Source organism: Ruminococcus hominis, from assembly GCF_014287355.1.
Lineage (GTDB): Bacteria > Bacillota > Clostridia > Lachnospirales > Lachnospiraceae > Schaedlerella > Schaedlerella hominis.
Window position 1 is genome coordinate 3,414,117 of record NZ_JACOPE010000001.1, and the last position, 21,090, is coordinate 3,435,206.

Here is a 21,090-nt window from a genome sequence, read left to right on the forward strand (position 1 = left end):
CATGTATCTGCGTTTAGATTAAGTTTGCCAGATTACCTGGCTTATTCAGTTGCTATGTGCATCTTCTGATTCATTCTCTGTTTGCTCTTTGCGAAACATGGAATAATCGCCCATAGCATCGTAAGGACAATGCCTTACAAATTCCTGGTATTCGATTTCAGTCATCTTTGCTTCCTCCTTTGTGTCATATTATCAAAATCTCTATTTACAATTATTTTTGCAGAAGAGAATTCAACCTCTATATAACGAAACGCTGAGAGCCTGTTTTACAGTGGGGTACGACAAAAAAATTTAAAAATTTTTCGAAATACGTCAAAAAAGCCCGACAAAACAAATACTTCAACAATCTCCAAAACCAGAAAATACTTCTGATCTTGCAGTGTATCCGTAAATGTTTTGCCGGGCTCTTAGTGATTCCAGTCAGGTTCAGCTCCTTGACAAACTCTTGCTGTCTGGTGCGTTCTTGATGGTTCCTGCCAAATCCAACGCTTACTACAGACAGCTCATTCTATTCTGTTATGATCCCTGATTCATCATCTTTCGGGAATATGTCCGCATCCTGGACTTTAATTGTTCATCTCGGATGTGGATCGGACGAACCGACACCATATCATCCTTTACAAATATCTCCAATGTACTGCGACATTTTTTGCACTCCACTTCTGAATCGCTTTGTGCGCTCTTTTCAATAAATGCTCCACATACAGAGCAGTGTACATGCCATTTAATAGCACCTGATCCCATATAGGCTTCCTCCTTTAAGCAATAAGATATTTCTCCATTTATTACTCAACGGACCAAAGGGAAATCAAATCCGCCTTATGAGCATCATGCCATCCATTCCGTAAGTGCCAAAGCTGCACGAACAGCACGATTTCTATTCTGATCAGATCTGCTTTGTCGATCTGTGCATCCTTTTTTATCCTTTCACCAGCTACCACTCACTCTTTCCGGTATAAAAAATTCCGCTGTGATTAATTAACATGATATTTCAATAGTTTCAAATACATCACCAGTCAGATCACAGATGTCCTGGATCTGAATCTCGGTATCATCAATCCGTAAGTGGACTGATGGATCAAAAAATTCTACGGTTCCAGATAATGTATGGTACTGACCAATTAATGGATTCTTCCATGACTTTTGAAAATAAGTTGCCTGTATCTTCATTCCATATGCCAGGATTCTTAATTTCATATCCAGCTCATTTTTCTTTTCCTCAGATAAATCTCTTTTCGGTTCGTAAATGATTTCCTGTTGCCGGATTGTTTCATCCAGTCCACGAAGTGCCGCAAATGGAGCAAACTGTTTTGCCCTGCGTCCTACATCCATGGGATGTCTCCTGGAAACCGGTCTTGGTAAATATAAATACGGTTGATATGCACTTGCCAGCACTTTTTGCACCTCCTCTAAGCACGGTGACCACCTATTTGCTCGTTGCGTTCTCTATAAGTAGAACACTCTAGCAGGTTGGACCCCCGCATGATTGCATTCTTTCCATAACGCTGCTTTACATTCAATACTGCTTCCTGTAAATGTCGTTCCTTATCGGTCTGTTTGGGATCATCAAACAGGCTGTACTGCACATAACTTTCAGGAGCAACCCTGTTCGCACACACCTCGATTCTTCGGATTCCGGTATATCTGTCTGCAATCCTGAGATATAAATCTTCCACTGCATCTATGATCTTTTTGGAACTGTTACTTTCTCTTTCGAGTTTTACGGTTCCTTTGGATGCCTCATGCTCATACCTGTGGTCATAGGCGATCCATAAGGTGAGAGAGCTTGTTACCAGTCCTTTTTCAAACAGATCCAGGACCAGATTATCTGTCATTTCCCTTACGATCACAAGTGCTTCTTCAAAAGAATAATTTCGCATCAGCACCTGACCATTTGAAAGGCTGTGTTCCTCCGAATGATAGTTCTTGATGTCACTCATCCGGCATGTTTCATAGCCCCATGCATGATCGATCAACAACTCTGCATCAATTCCAAACATCTTATACAGCCAGTCTTCGGATCTTAAAGAAGCCATTGCAATATCGCCCATCGTATGGATTCCATAACCGGCCAGTTTTTTTTCAGTACGGGATCCAATCCTCCAGAAGTCACTTAATGGTTTATGATCCCATAGCTTCTCTCTGTAAGAGAATTCATCCAGGATTCCGATATGGTCATCCACATGCTTTGCTACGATATCCATTGCGATCTTAGCAAGATACAGATTGGTTCCCACACCTGCAGTTGCAGTGATGCCAGTTTCCTCCATGACTGCCTGCATAAGCTTTACCGCCATTTCTTTTGCAGTGAGATGATAAAGCTGCAGATAGTTTGTCACATCAATAAAACACTCATCAACACTGTACACATGGATATCTTCTTTTGAGACATACCGCAGATAGATTCCATAGATCTTTGCGGAATAATCCATGTACAACTGCATCCTCGGCATGGCTGTAATGTACTTCACACAATCCGGTATCTCATGGATCCGGCACCGGTTCTTGATGCCAAGAGACTTCATAGCCGGAGTGATTGCCAAACAGATTGTTGACTTTGATCTGGTCGGATCTGCAACCACCAGGTTTGCTTTAAATGGATCCAGTCCACGTTCTACGCATTCTACAGAAGCATAAAAGGACTTCAGATCAATACAGATAATAGAAGTCTGATCCTGACTCACATTTCCACCTCCCATACGTCTTTCCTCTTTTTGTAACATGTATCCCATTTTAACTATCAATGACTGTCTATCTTTCCTGTTTTCTTCAAAATACAGGAAATTCATTTCACATATTCATTGACAAAAGAGGAAATATTGTGTATCTTATAGGAAAGATGTTTCCCTTATCTGTGATTCACATTATAGGAGAGATATTTCCCTTTGTCAAGATTAATTTTTATTTTTTAGGAGACACATTTCCCGTTTTGCCTTGAAGCGGCTAATGAAACTTATAAGACAAGGCTTAGAAAGAGGTATGTTTATGACATTCGGTGAAAAAGTAAGATCATTAAGAAAAGAAAAAAAGATGAGTCAGCAGGAACTGGCCAGTATGGTTGGTGTTTCATATAGGACCATTCGATCCTGGGAAGTAGAAGGACGTTTTCCAAAACAAAATGTTCTGTATCAAAAACTGGCAGATGCATTACAGTGTGACGTTTCTTATCTCATGAGTGAGAATGAAGCTTTTATCACAGAAGCATCCGAACAGTTTGGTAACCGTGGTGCCAGACAGGCTCAGCAGATTCTGGAACAGGCTGCAGCTATGTTTGCCGGTGGATCACTGACAGACGAAGATAAAATAGCTTTTATGGATGAGATCCAGAGCCTTTATCTGGATTCCAAAAGACGTGCAAAGAAATTTACACCGAAAAAATATCTGAAAAACCAAGAGGAAAAATAATAGAAGGCGGGATTATTGTACACCTAATCTGTTACCTTATAGTTACAAGGATATTTCTGCCCTTTTTATTTTTTACTTTTGAGGTGATTTATTTGAGAAACACTTACATATATACAGAAACAAAGAAATTAATCAAGAAATATGGAACCCGAGATCCATTTGAGATCATGGATCAGATGAACATTGTGGTCGGTGAAACTTCCAGATATAAGACACTGAAAGGATACTGTTTTATGAGCTGTAAGACAATCTATGTCATGATCAGCAGTTTCCTTTCAGAAGAAGAAAAGATGATCGTTGCCGCCCATGAATTAGGGCATATCATCCTGCATCGTTCCCAGCTGAAAATGGCTCCAATGCAAGATGATACCCTCTACAATATGACGGATAATACAGAATACCAGGCCAATCTGTTTGCTGCCGATCTTCTGATTGATGATGAGGAGATTGAAGATATGGTTCAGAACGAAGACCTGGATTATTTCGGACTCTGCAGCTCTTTGAATGCGACTCCGGAACTCATGAGCTTTAAACTATACAGCCTGACAAAACGAGGCCAGGCTTATCATATGCCGATGGAGATACAGAGTAATTTTCTGGCGAAATAATAGCGGATAAGATTATTCTACAATAGAAAAACTATAGATTTATCTCACTGAAAGGAGGATCATTTATGTCAAGACATCATATAGAAAAGGTAACTTGTCCTTCCTGCCATCATGAGGGAGATTTTGAGCTCTGGGACAGTATTAATACTGCACTGGATCCTGAAATGAAAGAGAAGGTACTTAATCAATCTATTTTCCTTTATACCTGCCCGAGCTGTGGAGAGACCTTTCGTTTAAACTACTCCACACTCTATCACCAGATGGAAGATCTTGTCATGATTTATCTGGTTCCTGAATCAGAAGTAAAGAAGACATATGAAATATTTTATGAAAAAAATGCTTTGGCTGATTATCGTACCGAAAAGTACTTATACCGGATTGTGACATCAGCAAATCAGCTCGTTGAAAAGATCCAGATCTTTGATGCAGGTAAAGATGACAGGGTAATGGAACTTGTTAAATTACTTGCGACAGATTCTATTCTCAAAAATGATCCCTATATAGAATTTGATGAACTGCGCTTTGCTGTCGACGACGACGGAACAAATATTCTTGTAATCATTAATAAGGGTGAGATTACTGGTGCAGTTGACATTGACAATATGTATGAATTTGCTTCTTCACACTGCAATGATTTCAAGGATCTCCGCGATGATGATGAAATAGTTATCAATAGGGAGTGGATCCTTAACAAACTTGCCGAAGCAGAAAACGAATAGTATATTTGGTGGCTACACCCCCAAGCCCCTGTAGAATAAATAACGCCAGTACTGGATATCAAAAATCCCGCACCGGCGTTATTTATTAAAATATTTTGTTTTTTAATCTTCAACACTCTCTACTGAAACTTCTTTTTTCTTCCTACTTTTACCAGAAATCATCTTGTGTCCTGTATAAATAGCCATAATCATGCAAAGCAAAGAACTTGCTGCAAAGTACTTATGGCCTTCTTTTGATCCCTTATAACCTGTATAAAAAGTTCCAAGCATTGTAATCAGTGCACCGATAGACCAATATTTATGTGATTTCATTCAGATACCTCCTGCCGTTTTTCTTAATCATATACCTTTTAAAAGATATATACAAACTGGTATTTTGAATCAATCGACAAGCAGCTCGGATCTTCCACTATAAATTCATACCTTCAGCAAATAGGATATGGCAATAAAAATATATCCGGAGATTTCTCTTCCTACTGGATGCAGTCATCCTTAAAGATTTCACCAGTAGAACAAGTTGAACTTTTGAAAAATTTATATCGAAACAACTTCAACTTTACTCCTGCTAATATTCATGCCGTCAAAAATTCCATCCATCTTACCGCCTCTGAAAATGGAGAATTTATGGAAAAACCGGAACCGGACGAGTGAACGGGCAGGATATAAATGGCTGGTTTATAGGTTTTATAGAAAGCCAAAATAATACATACTTTTTCTCCACAAATATTCAAAGCGAACAACGTGCAACTGGTAGTAAAGCATCAGATGGTGCTTTATCTACTCGTATTGATTCGTCACATAAATATAAGCATCTTCCAACGTTGCAGGAATTGACATACACTCCAATTCTGGCTGTATTTCAGAAATCACTCTTAACTGCAATCCCCCCTCAACATACTGTTTAGATGTAATACGATACTTCTGTTCCACTTCTCTTGCTTTTCTCTCATCAGGTACTTTGCAAATCCAGATTTTCCCCTGTGCTTCTTCTGTCAAATTCTTCATAGAACCCGCATACAGAAATCGACCTTTATGCATAATTGCAAGCTGATTGCAGGTGGCAGCTAAGTCTTCTACCACATGAGTTGAAAACAAAACCGTTCTGTTTTCAGAAAAATCTACTAACAAATTGCGGATGCGAATACGTTCCTCCGGATCTAAACCGGTAGTTGGCTCATCCACAATTAAAAATTCCGGTTCATTTAAAAGCGCCTGCACCAATCCTACCCGTCGCTTCATACCGCCTGATAACTGCTTCATTTTCTTCTTACGATGTTCTATAAGACTGGTCTTTTTCAAATAATAATCTATCCGCTTTCTACATTCTGCTTTCGGAACACCTGCCAGATCTCCCATATACTCCAAACACTCCTGAACCGTCAAATTAGGATACAGTTCAATTTCCTGTGGTAAATACCCTATCTTTCTTTGGATTTTTTCATAGTTTCCTTCGCTATACAAAATTCCGTCTAATGTAACCATTCCGTTTGTAGGTTTAAGCACAGTAGTCAAAACTCTCATCAAAGTTGTCTTTCCCGCTCCATTTTCTCCCAATAGTCCAAATATCCCATTTGGTATATCTAAATCTGCATGGTCGATTGCTGTGACACTATTCTTAAATCTTACCGTTAAATCCTCAATATGAATACTCATAAATTTACCCTCTCTTTCTTACGATCTTCGGCAATGCCAGTAACAAAATCAGTCCGATACAAATACACAAGCCTTTCCCATACAGCCATGTAATATCGGCAGTATTTTCTATATCTCTAAAAGAATAAGAAAACAGATTCCATGCTCCAAAAAGTTTATCTCCACCTGTGGAATTTGTTGCTACCCATATCAAAAGACTGCTTCCAATTCCCATCCACATATTGCGAAAAAGCATAGACAATGTATTAGCCAATATTCCCCAAAAGAAAATAGTTACTACAATCGCCCCAAAACAGGTAATAAACTGAAGTATTTCACTTTCTGTTACTGGATGTGTAATTGGTTTCTGAAACGCAAAAAACAATCCATATCCAAGAACAGCGAGCAGCAGCAAAAAAGTTCCCTGTATCATCAGTCTCTGTATAATAGAATAGATTCTCTTTTTTATCTGATACAGTCTCTGAACTTCGGAACGGTTGCTTGTAATTTCCTGCACATAAGTATCTGCACAAAAAACAGCAGTCAATATCGCAAAAGGCGGCTCTATGGATAGTCCTATTTCATACGTGAAAATAACTGCACGAATCACACTTAAAATTACAACAAAGGATACTGCATAAGCAATTTTATAAAATGGCAGAACAATCTTCATTTCCTTCTTCATTTATATTCGCCTCCGCTTCCAAATCTGTATCGAAATCAGTATAATTACTACCGATACAATAATAAGAAAACTTTGATTTAAGAGCGCCATCGGGGGCGGTGTCGTATCAAAAAGCTGCCCCGGAAATCGTACCATGATTGCCAAAGGTTTGCCCCAATATCCGTAAACTCCCTCTGCATTAGTTCCGCCCAAATTGGAATACACCATATAAAGAATCAAAAGTGGTACACCCGGAAGTGGATTTTTAAATATGAGTGAAATCAATGTATATATACTCACAATCATCAGCATATTAGGCAATATATAAAGTACCGTAGAAGCCACAAAATCCCATAGTCGCACTTCAAATCCACTATCCTTTGTATAGATGCGGCACAATACCCAAAACAGTATATTCAAAATAGTTAGTACAAGCAAACAAATTGTAAATCCTGCACTCACTTTTCCCATTACATACTTCCCGGCAGTCACAGGCTTTGTATGCAACAATTCATAAGTATGCTTTTTTGTATCTTGTAAAAATAAAACCGCCAACATAATAATTGCAAAAAACACCATATACAGACCCGCAAAATCAGCAAATTTTCTTGCGTAATAAAAAGAAAATGTCTTATCTTCCAATTTTTTATCTAGATATGCGTTGATTTCTTCTGCCGTTCCCTTATAATACGTACTGTCCTCGTATAAATACCTTGCCCCGTACCAGTCATATTCCTGCTCCAAATACGCATAGGCCTCTTTTAAATTCATGCTTTCCAGCTTTTCAATGACATTCTGTGCTTCTGAATCCGTCAATCCAAACACATCCGTTAATTTTATTTTTACCTTTTCATGCCATACCTCTCTGTGCTTTTCAGGCGTGGCTGGAATATAGCCCTCATACACTTCTCCTTCAACCGAAGTGTTGGACTGATCATTGATGATTTCCTCCCCCGTTGTAAGATAATGTGTGGTTAAATATGGACTTGTCGCATTAAACACACCATAAATCACAAGCAGAACACCTACCCAAAATAACGGTCGCTTTAGATAATTCCTAATCTCTCTTTTAAAAATAGCAATCATACGTATTCCTCCTTTCCTTCGTTATAGACATCATAAAATATAAATCACAACAAAAAGACAACAGCATAAAAAAATCGGACCGCTCATGCAATCCGATGAAATACTGCTGTTATTACAGCTCCACTCTGTTTTTCATTTTCTATCAGTAACTGACCACCATGCTTTTCACAATACAATCTGCTGATATACATGCCCATTCCTGAATGTTTCAAACTGTCTTTCACATTTTGCTGATAAAAAAGCTCTGTTGCCTTTTGCTTATCTATTGTAAATCCCACTCCATCATCCTTTATTCTGATCTGTAATTCAGAACAGGTAAGAAACACTTCCATTTCCACTTTTGTCTTGGCGTAACGAAAGGCATTTGACAAAAGGTTTTCTATAACCTCTAAAATCACTTCCTTATCTCCTGAAAATTTTTCTTCTGTTTCCGAACATTCTAATTCATATAGCTTTCCAAATTTTTTCCTAAACACGTTCATCTCTGCCCGTACGTCTATTTCTACCTGTTTACTGGTAATTTCTTCTGCTACTAACTCCCTTGTATCTAAACTGCTCATCTTTCGCATAGTTTCCACAAAGATATCCATACGTTCAATCTGTTTTTTGCTTTCATTTACCATTTCTAAGGCTTGCTCCATATTTATCTCTTTCTTCGGAAGATATTCTGAAAGCATTTCCTGATACCCCTCCAGCACAGAGAGCGGAGAACGTATATCATGTGCAATGGCAGCCCGCAAAGCCTTTTCTTCCTCAAGCATTTTCCATAACTGTTGATTATTCTCTGCCAGCTGTCCTCTCATTCGTTCAAACTCTTTGCACAATCCGCCCATCTCATCTTCATTTTCATAAGTGATATGGAAATCTAAATTATTTCGACCAACTTGTCGGGAAGCCAGTTCTAATTCTTCGATAGGGCATTTCAGTTTATGCTTATAAAAAAGAAATACCGCTATAATACTCCCTGCAACAGATACGATAAGCACTGTAAATGTCTGAAGAAAATCACATATTTCCGATACATGATAATCAAATTCTTTCATTTCATAAGAATGTGGTCTCGGAACATCTGGCAAATACCTTCTACCATCCCCTTCAGCCATTTCAAAATATTCTTCTTGGTCTACATAATTCCACCAAATGTTGTTTTGTACTGTGCTTGCTATTCGCATAATTAGTGCTGAAAGATAAAAACTAATTATTAAACTAATTATCATATACAAAACAATGGTTTTCCTTAACGAAAGATTTTTTATTTTGCCCATTTATATCCCCTCCCCCATACCGTTGCAATATATTCGTGTTCCGAATACATTTTCATTTTCTTGCGGATTCTGCGAATCAACTCCGTAACCACCCGGCTGTCCCCTTCTGCATCATATCCGCCAATCTTCTCATAGATTCGTTCTTTATCAAATACCATTTCAGGGTTCATAGACAAAAATTCTATGATCTCATACTCTAATTTCGTAAGCTCTAAAGCATTCCCTTTAATATGTACACATTTACTGGCATAGTCAATCACTAATTCTCCATAAAACCTTTGTTCTTTTTTCCTATGTAAACGTTCTTCACGTTTCAAATGGGCAATAATTCTAGCATCTAATTCTTTCAAACTGAATGGTTTTAAAACATAATCATCACCACCAGACAACAATCCCATTACTCGATCCTGTTCTTCTACTTTTGCAGTCAAAAAAATAATCGGACAGGAAACCATATCTCTGATTCTTCTGCACACTTCAATTCCGTCCATTCCCGGCATATTTACGTCCAATAAAATAATATCAGGATTTGCACTTATCTTTTCCATTGCTTCTATGCCATTTTCTGCAATCATTACCGTATAATTCTTCAATGTAAAGTATTGATTCAGCATTTTTAGCAATTCTCTATCATCATCAACCATTAAAATTTTATAGTTCATAAATTTCACCTCTGGCTCTAATGTTATCTTTTCCTTATAGTATAGCTTATAAAAAACAACAAATAAACAACAATTCCTAAAAGGCAACAGCCTTTCTAAACTGCCGCCTTTTCTCCTTCATTTTATTTCCATTATTGATAAACCATCTCTGTATCCACAATCTCCCTTGCACACGATTATATATTGTTCATTCTCGCTACCCATTCCATCTGATTTTCTGCCTTTAACTGTTCCGTGATCCCCTGTGCCTGTTTCATCTGCTCTACAATTCTTTCAAACCTTAAATACTTATAGTCATCTGTATCCAAACAAACAAGCCGAAGTCGCACAACAACTTGAAAATCTTATCAACGGAACAACAGTCCCAGATACTATTATAAAAAAGGAAAAAGAGCTCCTTCGAGCTCTTTTGATTCAGTTCTGTAAACTTGAATTTATCTTGCAATTAGAAACCATTTATCTTGTATATGGTTCAGTGTCTTTTCCATCATATACAAATGCTTTTATATCCGTATTTTCATCAACCTCAGCATGAATACCTACCGTGTATTCTTTATCTGTAACATTCTGAAAAGAATAGCAACCGCCAGCAGGAATACTGTCAGATACAAGTTCCTGTTTTCCTTCACAGAGCAGATGTACAGTAATGTCAAAATCGTTTCTGTTCTGGACTGTCAACACGCCTGTATTAGACAAAATTTTTGCGTCAGAATATGTAATTACATAGGAATCAGGCGTTGACTTTTCCGCACAGACCACAGAACACTCCCACTGTGTCTTTGCTTTTGCTTTTCGATAGGCTTCCGAAGACTTATATGTTGAAAATATAATCATTGTACTTATAGCAAGAATGCCAGTGATGACAAACGCTATTATTACTTTTTTCTTCACAACCATCACCTCCACACACAAATTCCGATTTGCACTTCAAATCGTTTTCTTTATTCTATCATAGCATCCATTATTCCGCCATCAGTCTTTCGAACCAGGTATCCATGACAATGATAAACTGGCCTGCTCCTGGCAATTCTTGTAGCATTTCGTCAAGAGTTTTCTGTTTCACATATTTCTGCACATACACCCAACAGGCAATGCTACTGGCTTCTGATACAATGTCAGCTATGGTTTTGCGCATAAGCTCTTCAAATTCAGTAATTTCTTCTTTTGGGACAACATCATACAGTGTTGGTGCCTGATGACTTAATTTTACGCCATTTTCATTTGCATCTTTAAGCAGATTCTTAACTTTTTCTCTTGAATCCTCCGGTACTTTTATGTACTCCCACATAAATGCTACCACATCGGACGGTGTGTCTTTTTTAAGTGGTGGTAACTGAATATAATCATTGTTTTCGCTCATTTTCATATTCTCCTCACGATATAATAAAATCAATAATGCGTTCTCTTGTCATGTCCAGTACAGTATCTACGAACACTCCTGCAAAAAGGATCAGATACAGAATTACACTCAGCGAAAACAGAAATGCAACCTGTACCCAGTCACGGTAACAGTATGCAGTCGCTATAATCAACAAAGTGAATATAAACCCAAGGATCCCTCTGACAACCGCATAAGTCTGTACTGTCATCTTTACTGCCAGTCCGATCACAAAAAGGATCAGCCATACCGGCAGTAATAATATTTTCCCAGCAAGTTTTAAAATAAACATGTGCACCTCCTATCTTACCAGTCCTGGCATATCATGGTTCACCTCTGCCTGATAATACCCGTTCATCGTAGACGGTGCATTAAACAGGGATGCTAATAAATATTTCTTGATGTTCTTCACTTTGGTGGTGTTACCACGCATACAGTGTAAGACATACTCGATATGTGAATAGGTCAGCATCAGAAATTTTTTCTTCACCAGTGATGCCGGATACCAATTGCTGGCAATCAATATCTTGTCATTTTTACACATCACAGTTTCTACGATCAGGTTCACGATTTCATCTACCTGTCGCATATCGTCATGATGGGTTACTTCCAGTGATTCATAATCAATGGTCTCTTTGACAAGGTTTTCATAAGCCTGATAATCCTCAGAGCGGTTATCGCTATCAAATCTTTTCTCATCCACAGATATGATAGGATTAGATTTATTATCATTCATTTCAGTATAACTAAGATTAGTATTATTAGGGTTTGAAATGTAAACTTCTTGAAGTTTGTTTTCGGGACTTCTAGAAGTTTGATTTTGGGACTTCATGAAGTTTAAATTGTAAACTTCTGCAGGCTCTTCATTTTCCACAGAAGTTTGTTTTTTAAACTTCTCTAATTCCTCTCCAAATTTTTTCTCATCTGTTTTCTCAGGCATAAAGGTTTTTACGTAGATAACATTCACCTTTCCAAATCCCTGCCTGCGTTTCTCAATCAGACCAATTCCTGTTTCGTCATCCAGCTCTCTCATGGATTTGATGGCTTTATTTCTGCCACAGTTCAGTAATTCCATGATATCTTCGATGGAAAAGTAGATATATGCTCTGTTTTTGTCGTCAAACCACTGATTTTTGATGGAAAGAGACATTCGATCCAACATCAGTCCATATAAAATTTTAGCATCGCTTGATAAATCTTTAAAATAGCTGTCTGTAAATAATGCTTTTGGTATGCGGTAGAAGCTGAACTGATCAGCTTCGGTACCGTAAAAATAATTAAATGTCATTTTTTTCTCCATAATTTCCTCCTTTCATTTTCTGCTAAGAAGTCCTCTTTTTAAACTTCTTTGACATTGTTTTCTTAGCTTTTTCTCTCCTTAACAGGACTGTTCCTGCATCCACTTTTCTAATAATGATTCAATCACCTGCTCCATATCTTTGGCTGTATAATCATCCGGAAAATACTTTGTCAGTTTCTTTTCTGAGAAAGTAAGAGACCGGGATACTTTCTTTGCCATCACACAGTTATTGAAAATCGATAACATCTGAATCTGATTGATTGGTCCATCATTCAGCTGATTTCTGAGTGCTGCAATCTGTTTTGGTTTGATGAATCCGGTGTCGCTGATATATTCGTAGATCCATCCCTGTACTTCCTTATCGATGTAGGAGATATCAATAGCAACTGTAAATTGGAGCTTTTTCTTATCTACCAGATCTAAAAGTTCTGGTATTAATTCCGTAAGACGAATATATCTTTGAACCTGTCGTCCACTTTCTCCATTATCCTTTCCAATGAGATCTGCCGTCTCATAATTCCCGACATTTTGTCGGGGATTTTCTTTGGTCGGACGACCTGCTGTTCTTCTCATAGCATCCATTTTCATCTTATATGCAAATGCTTTCTCACTCGGTAACAGTTCCTCTCGCTGAATGTTAGCGTCCACCATCGCAATCACGGCATCATCATCCGATAATTCTCTTACGATTGCCGGAATAGTCGTAAGTCCTGCAAGCTGTGCTGCATGCATTCTTCTATGACCGGATACCATTTCATATTCTTCATTATCATCCATTCGAAGCAGTACCGGTGTCAGTACTCCATTGATCCTTACACTTTCAACCAGATCCTGCATCTTTTCATCATCCAGCACCTTGAACGGATGATTTTTAAACGGATGGATCTTACTGATTTCTATCTCCATTGCAGATTCTTCATTTACCACACCCAGCAGTTCATCAATGCTTGCCAGTTTAATCTTTTCGCCACTTCTATTTTTCATTTTTCAAAACCTCCTGTGTTAAGTTCTTATATGCTTCGGCAACTTTTCCTTTCGGGCAGTGCATGTAGATGCTTTTTCCCTCTGCACTGGTCTCAGCAGCTTTTACAGACATCGGGATCACATTTTCAAATACCTCGATCTGACTTCCGTAGGTTGTATGTACTCTCGATGCAATATCCCTTGCGTAATTGGTTCTGAAATCTACCATGGTCAGGAGAATGCCCTCAATCGCCAGTTTCCGGTTCAGTCTTTTCTTTACTGTAAGAATGGTCTTGATCAACTGTTGAAGTCCTTTAACAGGCAGATATGCGGCCTGCACAGGTATCAGAACAGAATCAGAAGAGACCAGTGCATTGATCGTCATCATACCAAGACTCGGCATACAGTCGATCAGGATATAATCGTATCGTGATCTTATCGCATCGATATATTCCTTCATGATCATTTCTCTGCTCATAACATTTCCCATCGTTACTTCCAATGCAGAAAGCTCAATATTTGCCGGAAGTAGATCTACATTTTCCTGGTGATGTAAGATACCATCTTCCAGATTGATTTCTTCTTCGTTGATGACATCCATCATGATCGTTGCCAGTGTGATTCGAAGATCATCCGGTTCCTCATATCCGAGACTTGCAGTTAAACTTCCCTGTGGATCCGCATCGATTAGCAACACTTTCTTGCCTTCTCTTGCCAGTCCAATACCTACATTTACAGTTGTGGTAGTCTTGCCAACTCCACCTTTCTGGTTTACTACGGATATAACTTTACACATGATTTCTTCCTCCTTTAACTTTCCCATGATTCTTTTTTCCATAATTTTAGCAGTGCCAGTATTTCCCGTTTCATCATTGCCGGTGTATAAGAATTTGGAAAATACTTGTGTAACTGCTCATTGGTAAAAGCTACTCTGGTGATCTCACCTTTTTTAACTTCACACATGATTTCTTCCATCTTTTCTAACGATAACTGTTTTTCTTTACTCAGCTGCTTTATCCGCTGAGCCTGTGAGAGTGACGGAATCGCCTGTGCATAATCCATTGCTTTAAGCAGTTCTCTTTGTTCATTTTCTTTCAATGCAGCAATCTCTACTGCCGGACAAAAAGAAATAATCTCATCATCCAGTTTCTGCAACATTTCCGGTATAAGCTTTGTCAGTGATATATAACGCTGCACTTGTTTTGGGCTATCACCACAATCCTCACTGATAATATCTATCGATCGTTTTCTTGGTGTTTTGTGGTCAACTTGGCTCTTTTTTCGACCACTTTTTCTTTTTAGTACGTCATTCTTCAGTTTGTAAGCAAAAGCTTTTTCGCTGTAGCTGATCCGTTCTCTGTGAAGATTAGAATCCACCATACTTAAAATGGAATCATCTTCACTTAATACCCGGATAATCACCGGTACTTTACGATATCCCAGTTTCTCCGCAGCATGTTTTCTTCTGTGGCCAGATATGATCTCATAGTAGCCATCCGGTACTGGTCTGACGATCAGCGGATTTAAAATGCCATACTTCTCAATGCTTTCCTGCAGAAGAAACATTTCCTTATCATCTTTTACTTGAAATGGATGTTCCTTAAAAGGGCGAAGACGCTCAATCTCAATTTCTATGATTCTTTCTTCTTTTTCTCCTGATTGTCTGTTTGGCTCAGTCATCTTGACTCCTTTCCTCCAGGATTCAGAAACTAAAAAATGCCTGCCTGGAACTTTTATAGATAGTAAAGTTCCAAACAGACATTGCTGTTTGACCATTAGCTGTAGCTAATAGAATTGAATACTGTTTCAGCTAATTTATGTTTGCAGGTTTGGGAGAGATTGTTTCTTTTCCCTCCTTTTCTCTGATTTACATCCCCGAATAAAGGGTGACAACGGAGCGGAACCCAAATGTTAGCTGGACTTCCTAAAACCCAGGTTTGCAAACCGGTAATTTTGATTAGCTGTCAGCTAACAAAAATCGGATTGCGTTAGCTGGAAATTGATCATTTTGAATGGAATTTTGTGTCACGAACGTGATTTGAAAATAACAAAAGCGTTCGTTGTCAGCTAATCCAGCTAACATTTTCGAACGCTTTGAAGCCCGTCGCCAAGAGGATTTGAACCTCCGACCCCTCGCTTAGGAGGCGAGTGCTCTATCCAGCTGAGCTATGACGACACATGCCGCAAACCCTTGATTTTACTGGGTTTCTGGGATTTTTCCCTTCGGCCATATATAAGATTATCAACTCTTTTTCGAGTTGTCAATCTACAGATTTTTTTGATTTGGTAACATTAGAACGTTCCCCATTTTGGGGAATGCTTTGTTGTCACCATTAGCATTTTTCAGAATAGATTCGAACTGAAAGTTGTTTTTCATTTTTTCCCTTTGGGGAATGCCTCGGCTTTCTCTTAGGAGGCGAGTGCTCTATCCAGCTGAGCTATGACGACACATCCTATTTAAGAGAACTTATTCTCTTTTTATTTATGCACGAGTGCATCACGTTTACTATTTTAACACTCGTGCCTTCTAAATTCAACTAAATTTATATATCCTCTGTAAATTAATTGTTACTGTTCACAGTACCTGTGACCAGCAACGCATCTCGCCATTTTTAATCGCCTTTGGCGATGGACGAGATGCCGTTCAAGACAAAACGTGCATCCTCCGTGCCAATCAGCGTAGTGATTGACACGGGAGTAAACAGTAACATTCAATTTACTATTCTGTTAAAAATTAATATATCCCTGCAGCCAGATTTTTCCTTTGAATCTGCGCCCGATTTCCGGCTCACCAAGCACCTTACTCTTTGGTACGCAAATATCAAACTGCAGCTCATTTACATCTAATTTCATCTGATATACCACTTCTTTTGTAAGCACATTTTCCCGCTCACGAACTGCCAATATTTCACCCATGATTGAATACACATCACACTCTACACCATGTGGCATGAAATATGTATCTACGATTGAAAATACATCTTCTGTGATAAGTCTTCGGGATACCTTAGAATATATGTCCATATCATCCAATGTCAATGTTTCGATTGCTCCCGGGTCTCCTTGTCTGGCCGCATTTAGCAGATTTTTACGATTCTTGGAATTTTCTTGTTCCTGCTTGACCTGCACTTCGCTTTTCTTTATTGGAAATAAAATTTTTCCGTCAAGAGCAAGTCCTGAAAAGGTTACAGATGTTTGTTCTTGTGAAAGAAAACCAAGCTGTTTTTCTTTCATGTATTCCACGCCGTTCTGCAGATGAAATATCAAACTGATTCCTACTTTTGAATCTTCACATATTCCTACATATGCTTCTTTTTCAATTCTTCTTTCTATCGATACTTCAGAATATGTTGTGATTCCACTGCCTTCAAAATATGGAAAATAGTAATCTGCTTCAAAACGATCTTCTCCATCTAACTCACCGCAAACTGTAATTCCCATACACTGTCCATATTCTTTTTGCAGCTCACAGTAATCTGTATCGTCTGAATACGACACAACCATCTGATGTGTACATTCCTGTTCTACCTGATTTAATAATTGCTTTAATTCTTTCTTCGACTGAATTTTTCCAAAGCCAATAGCTTTTAAATATTGATGCATCTATTTCTCCAGAAAATCCCGGATTGCTCCGGGATTTTGCTTTATCTTCTTATTATTTATGTTTTGGAACAATAACTGTATTTCCACCCATATATGGCTGTAATGCCTCTGGAATCTTCACAGAACCATCTGCCTGAAGGTTATTTTCAAGGAATGCAATCAGCATTCTTGGTGGTGCAACTACTGTATTGTTCAAAGTATGTGCAAAATATTTGCTTCCATCATTTCCTTTCACACGAATTCCAAGTCTTCTAGCCTGTGCATCGCCAAGGTTTGAGCAGCTTCCTACTTCGAAGTATTTCTTCTGTCTTGGAGACCATGCTTCAACATCCACAGATTTTACTTTCAAGTCTGCTAAGTCTCCAGAGCAGCACTCTAATGTACGTACTGGAATATCCATGCTTCTGAAGAGATCTACTGTGTTCTGCCACAATTTATCATACCATTCTTTGCTGTCTTCTGGTTTGCAGACAACGATCATTTCCTGTTTTTCAAACTGGTGAATACGATATACTCCACGTTCTTCAATACCATGTGCTCCTTTTTCTTTACGGAAGCAAGGTGAGTAACTTGTCAATGTCTGTGGAAGCTGATCTTCTGTAAGCTGTGTATCGATAAATTTACCAATCATAGAATGCTCACTTGTTCCGATCAGATATAAATCTTCACCTTCGATTTTGTACATCATTGCATCCATCTCTGCAAAACTCATAACACCTGTAACTACGTTACTTCTGATCATAAATGGTGGTACGCAATATGTGAATCCACGGTTGATCATAAAGTCTCTTGCATAAGAGATTACTGCTGAGTGAAGTCTTGCGATATCTCCCATCAGATAATAGAATCCGTTTCCTGCAACTTTTCTTGCACTGTCAAGATCAAGACCATCAAAACTTTCCATAATCTCTGCGTGATATGGAATTTCAAAATCTGGAACAACTGGCTCACCATAACGTTCTACTTCCACATTTTCGCTGTCATCTTTACCAATCGGTACAGATGGATCGATGATATTTGGAATTGTCATCATATCTTTTTTCAGTTTTTCTTCTACTTCCTTCTCTTCTTTTGAAAGAGCCTCGATTCTATCTCCATTAGCAGCAACTTGTTTCTTTACTTCTTCTGCTTCTTCTTTTTTGCCCTGTGCCATCAATGCACCGATCTGTTTAGAAATTTTATTTTTTTCAGCTCTCAGAGCTTCTACTTCCTGTTTGATTTCACGGTTTCTTGCATCTAACTCTAACACTTCATCTACCAATGGTAATTTTGCATCCTGGAATTTGTTACGAATATTCTGTTTTACAACCTCCGGATTTGATCTCACAAATTTAATATCTAACATCTCATCTTCCTCCTCTTACTCTGTTTTGAGATTTTATACATTTTAATTATTTTGGACAATTATGCCCTTTTTGCTGTTTTCTTAAAATCTACATCTTTTATATCATATACTTCTTGGAAAATTGCACGCTCCAAAGATTCTTTTTCTTCTTCACCTAATTCCACATAGCTCTTTCCGTTTATTATTTCTTTAATATAAGTATAACAACCTTCACGACTATGCATTGCATTTAATAGCCATCCACTGTTTTGATCATTTAACATAGTAAGTACAAAACTTAAATTTCCTCCCATTTCGTTAAATGCATCATAACGGACAATTCCAACTTTTTGGTATGTCTTTTGCACTTGTTTTCTAAGATTTCTGACTTCCTCTTTGTTTTCTTTTGCAATTTTCTCTACTTCATCTAATAAACTAAATTTTTCAAAGAAACTCTCTTCGAGATTCTTTCCGTCTTTTCCTTTCAAAAATGTTGTATAGGCTGCTTTTAATCGATTATACTTCATATTGATATTGATTAAAAGTATAAACAGAACTACCTGCACTAAAAACAACGCTATAATCAAATACATCGGATCTATTTTCATACTTGACAAAATCCACCTTTCACTATCTATATATCTTCTTTTTACATTTATACATTATGGATTGTCATCATCAAATCATATATTCTCTCAAGTTCTTCTTCCGAATAATATTCAATTTCTATTTTTCCTTTTCCATTTGCTTTCGCATTGATATTTACTTTTGTACCCATAATGGATTTCATTTTTTCAGCAATATCATTATATATAAACTGATGTTCCGGAGTTGTCTTTTTTACCTCTTTTTTAGGATTCTTTAAAGACTTAACAAGTTTCTCTGTTTCTCGAACACTCAGTTTCTCATCGAAAATCTTTGTAGCAAGTAAATATTGTTGTTCTTCATCTTCAATTGCAAGAAGTGCACGAGCGTGTCCTGTACTGATCATATCATCTATAATCATTTGTTTTACTTTATCTGATAATTTCAAAAGTCGCATAGAATTCGTTACTGCTGTACGACTCTTTGACACTCTTTCTGCCACTTCATCTTGTTTTAAATGAAATTCCTCCAACAAACGTTTAAATGCCATTGCTTCTTCTATAGGATTTAAATTTTCACGTTGAATATTTTCAATCAATGATATTTCAACTATTTCCTGATCTGTATAAGATTTGATTAAAACCGGCACCTCTTTTAATCCCGCCAGTTTTGCAGCTCTCCATCTTCTTTCACCTGCAATGATTTCGTAATAATCTTTCTTTTTCTGAACTAATAATGGCTGTAAAACACCAAATTGTTTGATTGAATCTGCAAGTTCTAATAATGCATCTTCATCGAATTCTTTTCTTGGCTGATCACGATTCGGCTCGACCTGATTAATCTTTAATAATATTTCACTAGCTTTCGGGTCTTCTTTTATTTTTTTAGCCGGAGATACTTTTACTTCACTATTATTCTTTTTCGTTTCCGGTTTTGTCAGCTTATCGCTTTTATTTGGAATCAAACTGTCCAGTCCTTTTCCAAGTCCATTTCTCTTTACCGCCATCAGTCGTCTTCCTCCCCTTTGTTGATTACTTCTTCGGCCAGTAACATATAACTTTCTGCACCTGTAGATTTTGGATCATACAGGTTAATTGGCATACCATAACTAGGAGCCTCTGCCAGTCTGATATTTCTTGGGATAATTGTTTTATATATCGTTTGATCCAAATTATCCTTTACATTTTCTACAACCTGCAGCGAAAGATTTGTACGTGCATCATACATTGTAAAGACTACTCCTTCAATTTTCAAAGAAGGATTTAATCTTTCTTGAACAAGTTCGATTGTATGAATTAATTGGCTTAATCCTTCCAATGCATAATACTCACATTGAATTGGAACCAAAACTGAATCCGCTGTAGTCATTGCATTAATTGTAAGCATACTCAATGCCGGTGGACAATCAATAATAACATAATCGTAATTATCTCTTACTCTTGCCACTTCGTCTCGAATAATAAACTCCTTATTATCAACACCGATTAATTCAATTTCTGCTGCCGACAGATTTATATTAGAAGGAAGTACATCTAAGTTTTCAATTACATTTTTACAAATACAATCTTCTATTTTTGCATTACCTATGATTAAATCATACGCATTATATTCCACTTCATCCTTATCTACGCCAAGTCCACTCGACATATTTCCCTGTGGGTCGAGGTCAATTGACAAAACTTTTTTTCCAAAACTTGCAAGACAAGATGATAAATTAATTGCCGTTGTTGTTTTTCCAACTCCGCCCTTTTGGTTTGCAATAGCGATAATTCTACTCATTTTTGTACTCCTTTCGCGTTACTTCCATATTATATCACCAAACCAAAAGAGATTCTACTGCAAATCTTTTTTTCTCTAAAATGTTTCACGTGAAACATTATTTTATTGTTCTGTTGT

General features: G+C 37.6%; 26 protein-coding genes, 1 tRNA gene and 1 pseudogene. 5 read left to right on the plus strand and 23 right to left on the minus strand.

Features of this window, described 5'->3' with window-relative positions; translation table 11 throughout:
- Positions 1–516 precede the first annotated feature (516 nt).
- The 3 genes from H8S40_RS15675 to H8S40_RS15685 all read right to left on the minus strand — a co-directional run bounded on the left by H8S40_RS15675 (position 517) and on the right by H8S40_RS15685 (position 2,699).
- Positions 517–744 (minus strand): hypothetical protein, encoded by a 228-nt coding sequence (locus tag H8S40_RS15675; RefSeq protein ID WP_005334838.1) that lies wholly within the window; start codon positions 742–744, stop codon positions 517–519.
- 234 nt (positions 745–978) lie between these two features.
- On the minus strand, positions 979–1,395 hold the full coding sequence (locus H8S40_RS15680) for a hypothetical protein (RefSeq protein ID WP_226820972.1): 417 nt from the start codon (positions 1,393–1,395) through the stop codon (positions 979–981).
- A 14-nt stretch (positions 1,396–1,409) separates the two neighbouring features.
- Positions 1,410–2,699 (minus strand): Y-family DNA polymerase, encoded by a 1,290-nt coding sequence (locus H8S40_RS15685; protein WP_436286256.1) that lies wholly within the window; start codon positions 2,697–2,699, stop codon positions 1,410–1,412.
- A 286-nt stretch (positions 2,700–2,985) separates the two neighbouring features.
- Here H8S40_RS15685 and H8S40_RS15690 point away from each other — a divergent pair, with 286 nt between their 5' ends.
- The 3 genes from H8S40_RS15690 (at position 2,986) to H8S40_RS15700 (ending at position 4,732) form a co-directional block, all read left to right on the plus strand.
- Complete coding sequence (locus H8S40_RS15690) at positions 2,986–3,405, plus strand: helix-turn-helix domain-containing protein (protein WP_033126080.1); 420 nt, start codon at positions 2,986–2,988, stop codon at positions 3,403–3,405.
- A gap of 92 nt (positions 3,406–3,497) precedes the next feature.
- Positions 3,498–4,013, plus strand: a complete 516-nt coding sequence (locus H8S40_RS15695; protein WP_225876977.1) for an ImmA/IrrE family metallo-endopeptidase — start codon at positions 3,498–3,500, stop codon at positions 4,011–4,013.
- Positions 4,014–4,078: 65 nt separating this feature from the next.
- Positions 4,079–4,732, plus strand: coding sequence for a CpXC domain-containing protein (locus H8S40_RS15700; protein WP_118534938.1), 654 nt, complete (start codon positions 4,079–4,081; stop codon positions 4,730–4,732).
- Positions 4,733–4,834: 102 nt separating this feature from the next.
- Here H8S40_RS15700 and H8S40_RS15705 read toward each other — a convergent pair whose 3' ends face one another.
- Positions 4,835–5,044, minus strand: a complete 210-nt coding sequence (locus tag H8S40_RS15705) for a DUF6219 family protein (protein ID WP_008392833.1) — start codon at positions 5,042–5,044, stop codon at positions 4,835–4,837.
- A gap of 99 nt (positions 5,045–5,143) precedes the next feature.
- Between H8S40_RS15705 and H8S40_RS16500 the strand changes: the two genes are divergently transcribed.
- Positions 5,144–5,383: a penicillin-binding transpeptidase domain-containing protein gene (locus H8S40_RS16500; protein WP_333491578.1), complete on the plus strand. Its 240-nt coding sequence runs from the start codon at positions 5,144–5,146 to the stop codon at positions 5,381–5,383.
- Positions 5,380–5,436, plus strand: a pseudogene (locus tag H8S40_RS16505) (hypothetical protein); the annotation flags it as partial. The gene H8S40_RS16500 and the pseudogene H8S40_RS16505, both read left to right, overlap by 4 nt.
- Before the next feature lie 73 nt (positions 5,437–5,509).
- Here the strand turns inward: H8S40_RS16505 and H8S40_RS15715 are convergent.
- From H8S40_RS15715 to H8S40_RS15805, 19 genes are all read right to left on the minus strand, one after another.
- The gene (locus H8S40_RS15715; protein ID WP_015521697.1) at positions 5,510–6,385 is read right to left on the minus strand and encodes an ABC transporter ATP-binding protein; all 876 of its coding nucleotides are present in this window, start codon (positions 6,383–6,385) and stop codon (positions 5,510–5,512) included.
- Positions 6,386–6,389: 4 nt separating this feature from the next.
- Positions 6,390–7,049 carry a hypothetical protein gene (locus H8S40_RS15720; protein ID WP_186865588.1) on the minus strand — a complete coding sequence of 220 codons (660 nt, stop codon included), beginning with the start codon at positions 7,047–7,049 and terminating at the stop codon, positions 6,390–6,392.
- Positions 7,050–8,114: an ABC transporter permease gene (locus tag H8S40_RS15725; RefSeq protein WP_022037030.1), complete on the minus strand. Its 1,065-nt coding sequence runs from the start codon at positions 8,112–8,114 to the stop codon at positions 7,050–7,052.
- Between the two features lie 83 nt (positions 8,115–8,197).
- Complete coding sequence (locus tag H8S40_RS15730; RefSeq protein ID WP_025580964.1) at positions 8,198–9,379, minus strand: HAMP domain-containing sensor histidine kinase; 1,182 nt, start codon at positions 9,377–9,379, stop codon at positions 8,198–8,200.
- Positions 9,367–10,041: a response regulator transcription factor gene (locus tag H8S40_RS15735; protein WP_025580965.1), complete on the minus strand. Its 675-nt coding sequence runs from the start codon at positions 10,039–10,041 to the stop codon at positions 9,367–9,369. Before H8S40_RS15735 ends, H8S40_RS15730 begins: the two co-directional genes overlap by 13 nt.
- Positions 10,042–10,217: 176 nt before the next feature.
- Positions 10,218–10,370 (minus strand): TnpV protein, encoded by a 153-nt coding sequence (locus H8S40_RS15740; RefSeq protein WP_330378030.1) that lies wholly within the window; start codon positions 10,368–10,370, stop codon positions 10,218–10,220.
- Between the two features lie 127 nt (positions 10,371–10,497).
- Positions 10,498–10,938 carry a hypothetical protein gene (locus H8S40_RS15745; RefSeq protein WP_186865589.1) on the minus strand — a complete coding sequence of 147 codons (441 nt, stop codon included), beginning with the start codon at positions 10,936–10,938 and terminating at the stop codon, positions 10,498–10,500.
- A 64-nt stretch (positions 10,939–11,002) separates the two neighbouring features.
- Positions 11,003–11,401, minus strand: coding sequence for a hypothetical protein (locus H8S40_RS15750; RefSeq protein WP_330371202.1), 399 nt, complete (start codon positions 11,399–11,401; stop codon positions 11,003–11,005).
- 13 nt (positions 11,402–11,414) lie between these two features.
- Complete coding sequence (locus tag H8S40_RS15755; RefSeq protein WP_055171371.1) at positions 11,415–11,711, minus strand: hypothetical protein; 297 nt, start codon at positions 11,709–11,711, stop codon at positions 11,415–11,417.
- Positions 11,712–11,720: 9 nt separating this feature from the next.
- Positions 11,721–12,719, minus strand: coding sequence for a DUF6017 domain-containing protein (locus tag H8S40_RS15760; RefSeq protein WP_005334866.1), 999 nt, complete (start codon positions 12,717–12,719; stop codon positions 11,721–11,723).
- 78 nt (positions 12,720–12,797) lie between these two features.
- Positions 12,798–13,703, minus strand: a complete 906-nt coding sequence (locus H8S40_RS15765) for a ParB/RepB/Spo0J family partition protein (protein ID WP_055171373.1) — start codon at positions 13,701–13,703, stop codon at positions 12,798–12,800.
- The gene (locus H8S40_RS15770; RefSeq protein WP_055171506.1) at positions 13,693–14,478 is read right to left on the minus strand and encodes a ParA family protein; all 786 of its coding nucleotides are present in this window, start codon (positions 14,476–14,478) and stop codon (positions 13,693–13,695) included. The genes H8S40_RS15765 and H8S40_RS15770 overlap by 11 nt, the downstream gene beginning before the upstream one ends.
- Positions 14,479–14,492: 14 nt before the next feature.
- The gene (locus H8S40_RS15775) at positions 14,493–15,362 is read right to left on the minus strand and encodes a ParB/RepB/Spo0J family partition protein (RefSeq protein WP_330376639.1); all 870 of its coding nucleotides are present in this window, start codon (positions 15,360–15,362) and stop codon (positions 14,493–14,495) included.
- Positions 15,363–15,784: 422 nt separating this feature from the next.
- Positions 15,785–15,858, minus strand: a tRNA-Arg gene (locus tag H8S40_RS15780).
- Positions 15,859–16,409: 551 nt separating this feature from the next.
- Positions 16,410–17,285 carry a DUF3881 family protein gene (locus tag H8S40_RS15785; RefSeq protein ID WP_118738066.1) on the minus strand — a complete coding sequence of 292 codons (876 nt, stop codon included), beginning with the start codon at positions 17,283–17,285 and terminating at the stop codon, positions 16,410–16,412.
- 52 nt (positions 17,286–17,337) lie between these two features.
- Positions 17,338–18,630, minus strand: a complete 1,293-nt coding sequence (gene serS / locus H8S40_RS15790; protein ID WP_022074903.1) for a serine--tRNA ligase — start codon at positions 18,628–18,630, stop codon at positions 17,338–17,340.
- A gap of 59 nt (positions 18,631–18,689) precedes the next feature.
- The gene (locus H8S40_RS15795) at positions 18,690–19,217 is read right to left on the minus strand and encodes a DUF4446 family protein (RefSeq protein ID WP_118725177.1); all 528 of its coding nucleotides are present in this window, start codon (positions 19,215–19,217) and stop codon (positions 18,690–18,692) included.
- A gap of 47 nt (positions 19,218–19,264) precedes the next feature.
- Complete coding sequence (locus tag H8S40_RS15800; RefSeq protein ID WP_118725178.1) at positions 19,265–20,200, minus strand: ParB/RepB/Spo0J family partition protein; 936 nt, start codon at positions 20,198–20,200, stop codon at positions 19,265–19,267.
- Positions 20,200–20,973 carry a ParA family protein gene (locus H8S40_RS15805; RefSeq protein ID WP_186865590.1) on the minus strand — a complete coding sequence of 258 codons (774 nt, stop codon included), beginning with the start codon at positions 20,971–20,973 and terminating at the stop codon, positions 20,200–20,202. Before H8S40_RS15805 ends, H8S40_RS15800 begins: the two co-directional genes overlap by 1 nt.
- Positions 20,974–21,090 lie beyond the last annotated feature (117 nt).

Bases quoted from the DNA above. Each gene is read 5' to 3' on its own strand.
- H8S40_RS15785 (WP_118738066.1), bottom strand. From the start codon at position 17,285: ATGCATCAATATTTAAAAGCTATTGGCTTTGGAAAAATTCAGTCGAAG.
- H8S40_RS15720 (WP_186865588.1), bottom strand. From the start codon at position 7,049: ATGAAGAAGGAAATGAAGATTGTTCTGCCATTTTATAAAATTGCTTAT.
- H8S40_RS15800 (WP_118725178.1), bottom strand. From the start codon at position 20,200: ATGGCGGTAAAGAGAAATGGACTTGGAAAAGGACTGGACAGTTTGATT.
- H8S40_RS15770 (WP_055171506.1), bottom strand. From the start codon at position 14,478: ATGTGTAAAGTTATATCCGTAGTAAACCAGAAAGGTGGAGTTGGCAAG.
- serS (WP_022074903.1), bottom strand. From the start codon at position 18,630: ATGTTAGATATTAAATTTGTGAGATCAAATCCGGAGGTTGTAAAACAG.
- H8S40_RS15805 (WP_186865590.1), bottom strand. From the start codon at position 20,973: ATGAGTAGAATTATCGCTATTGCAAACCAAAAGGGCGGAGTTGGAAAA.
- H8S40_RS15735 (WP_025580965.1), bottom strand. From the start codon at position 10,041: ATGAACTATAAAATTTTAATGGTTGATGATGATAGAGAATTGCTAAAA.
- H8S40_RS15715 (WP_015521697.1), bottom strand. From the start codon at position 6,385: ATGAGTATTCATATTGAGGATTTAACGGTAAGATTTAAGAATAGTGTC.
- H8S40_RS15730 (WP_025580964.1), bottom strand. From the start codon at position 9,379: ATGGGCAAAATAAAAAATCTTTCGTTAAGGAAAACCATTGTTTTGTAT.
- H8S40_RS15700 (WP_118534938.1), top strand. From the start codon at position 4,079: ATGTCAAGACATCATATAGAAAAGGTAACTTGTCCTTCCTGCCATCAT.
- H8S40_RS15745 (WP_186865589.1), bottom strand. From the start codon at position 10,938: ATGGTTGTGAAGAAAAAAGTAATAATAGCGTTTGTCATCACTGGCATT.
- H8S40_RS15765 (WP_055171373.1), bottom strand. From the start codon at position 13,703: ATGAAAAATAGAAGTGGCGAAAAGATTAAACTGGCAAGCATTGATGAA.
- H8S40_RS15725 (WP_022037030.1), bottom strand. From the start codon at position 8,114: ATGATTGCTATTTTTAAAAGAGAGATTAGGAATTATCTAAAGCGACCG.
- H8S40_RS15795 (WP_118725177.1), bottom strand. From the start codon at position 19,217: ATGAAAATAGATCCGATGTATTTGATTATAGCGTTGTTTTTAGTGCAG.
- H8S40_RS15755 (WP_055171371.1), bottom strand. From the start codon at position 11,711: ATGTTTATTTTAAAACTTGCTGGGAAAATATTATTACTGCCGGTATGG.
- H8S40_RS15705 (WP_008392833.1), bottom strand. From the start codon at position 5,044: ATGAAATCACATAAATATTGGTCTATCGGTGCACTGATTACAATGCTT.
- H8S40_RS15685 (WP_436286256.1), bottom strand. From the start codon at position 2,699: ATGGGAGGTGGAAATGTGAGTCAGGATCAGACTTCTATTATCTGTATT.
- H8S40_RS15675 (WP_005334838.1), bottom strand. From the start codon at position 744: ATGGGATCAGGTGCTATTAAATGGCATGTACACTGCTCTGTATGTGGA.
- H8S40_RS15775 (WP_330376639.1), bottom strand. From the start codon at position 15,362: ATGACTGAGCCAAACAGACAATCAGGAGAAAAAGAAGAAAGAATCATA.
- H8S40_RS15760 (WP_005334866.1), bottom strand. From the start codon at position 12,719: ATGGAGAAAAAAATGACATTTAATTATTTTTACGGTACCGAAGCTGAT.
- H8S40_RS15750 (WP_330371202.1), bottom strand. From the start codon at position 11,401: ATGAGCGAAAACAATGATTATATTCAGTTACCACCACTTAAAAAAGAC.
- H8S40_RS15690 (WP_033126080.1), top strand. From the start codon at position 2,986: ATGACATTCGGTGAAAAAGTAAGATCATTAAGAAAAGAAAAAAAGATG.